The organism is Micromonospora sp. MH33, assembly GCF_003013775.1.
Classification (GTDB): domain Bacteria; phylum Actinomycetota; class Actinomycetes; order Mycobacteriales; family Micromonosporaceae; genus Micromonospora; species Micromonospora fulviviridis.
Map to the genome: position 1 here is coordinate 1 of NZ_MUYZ01000616.1, position 1,574 is coordinate 1,574.

Sequence of the window (1,574 nt, forward strand, 5' to 3'; positions counted from 1 at the left end):
AGGTCGGCGGCCGGGTGGGCGCCAGCCCGGTGTCGGCGATCCGGTCGCGCAGCGGGCGGCGGCGCAGCGCGGCGAGCACCGCGTACAGCTCGTCGGCCAGGGGTACGGGCAGCTCCGCGTCGAGCCGGCGCACGGCCGTCGTGGTGGCCGCCCACTCGGCCTCGATCACCGGCAGCCGGGCGCGCGCCCGGTCGGTGAGGGTGACGATGCGCTGCCGGGCGTCCGCGCCGGGGGCGAGGTCGACCAGTCCGGCGCGGGCCATCTGGGCGACGGTCTGGCTGGCCGCGGAGTGGGTGACGCCCACCCGGGCGGCCAGGTCGCGGATCGCCAGGGGCCCGTCGGCCACCAGCACCCGCACCAGCGGTGAGTAGCGGGGCCGGTAGTCGGCCAGGTCGAGGTCGGCGTAGACGGCGGCGACGTCGCCGTCGAGCACCTCCAGGACGTGGCGCAGCAGGGTGCCGAGGGCCTCGCGGTCGGGAATGGCGGTCACGTCCGCTAATGTAACAGCGCTGTTGTATCCGGGCCGTGGGAGGGGAACCCGATGTATCCACCGATCGAGCCGTACGCGCAGGGCCAGCTCGACGTCGGCGACGGCCAGCGGATCCACTGGGAGACCTGCGGCAACCCCGACGGGCGGCCGGCCCTGGTGGTGCACGGCGGTCCCGGCTCCGGCGCCGGCGCCTCCTGGCGGCAGCTGTTCGACCCGGCCGCCTACCGGATCATCCTGTTCGACCAGCGCGGCTGCGGCCGCAGCACCCCGCCCGCCAGCGACCCGGCCACCGACCTGTCCGTCAACACGACCGCCCACCTGCTGGCCGACATGGAACGGCTGCGCGCGCACCTGGGCGTCGAGCGGTGGCTGCTCTGCGGCGCGTCCTGGGGCTCGTCGCTGTCCCTGGCGTACGCCCAGCGCCACCCGGAGCGGGTCACCGCGCTGGTGCTGTTCAGCGTGGTCGCCAACACCCGCCGGGAGATCGACTGGGTGACCCGGGACATGGGCCGGATCTTCCCGCAGGAGTGGGCGCGCTTCCGCGACGGGGTGCCCCCGGCCGAGCGCGACGGCGACCTGTCCGCCGCGTACGCCCGGCTGGTCAACGACCCGGACCCGCAGGTGCGCGACCGGGCCGCCCGGGACTGGTGCGCCTGGGAGGACGTGCACGTCTCCCTGGCCGGCGGCTTCAAGCCCAGCCCCCGCTACGCCGACCCGGTGTTCCGGGCCGGCTTCACCCGCCTGGTCACCCACTACTTCAGCAACCTGGGGTTCGTGCCGGACGGGCAGCTGCTGCGCGACGCCGGCCGGCTCGCCGGCATCCCCGGCGTGCTGGTGCAGGGCCGCCTGGACGTCAGCGGCCCGCCGGACATCGCCTGGCAGCTCACCCAGGCGTGGCCCGACGCCCGGCTGGAGATCGTCGAGTCCGGCGGCCACGGCAGCGGCCACGGCGTGGGCGAGCGGGTGGTGGCCGCCCTGGACGACTTCGCCCGCGCCTGACCACGCCGGCCGCCGGCAGGGCGCGGACCGGGGCGGGTCAGGCGGTGGCGAGCAGCGCGCGGACCGGGGCGGCCTTCGCGGCCGC

2 protein-coding genes are annotated in these 1,574 nt (G+C 76.6%); one reads left to right on the forward strand and one right to left on the reverse strand.

The genetic code is table 11. The annotated features are described in order from the left end of the window. Nucleotides 1-490 (reverse strand): MarR family transcriptional regulator (locus B0E53_RS36375; protein WP_107079910.1); only part of this gene is annotated, 490 nt, incomplete at its 3' end. 51 nt (nucleotides 491-541) lie between these two features. On the opposite strand from B0E53_RS36375, the gene pip reads away from it, so the two are divergent. Further along, nucleotides 542-1,489 carry a prolyl aminopeptidase gene (gene pip / locus B0E53_RS36380; RefSeq protein ID WP_107079911.1) on the forward strand — a complete coding sequence of 316 codons (948 nt, stop codon included), beginning with the start codon at nucleotides 542-544 and terminating at the stop codon, nucleotides 1,487-1,489. Nucleotides 1,490-1,574: the final 85 nt, after the last annotated feature.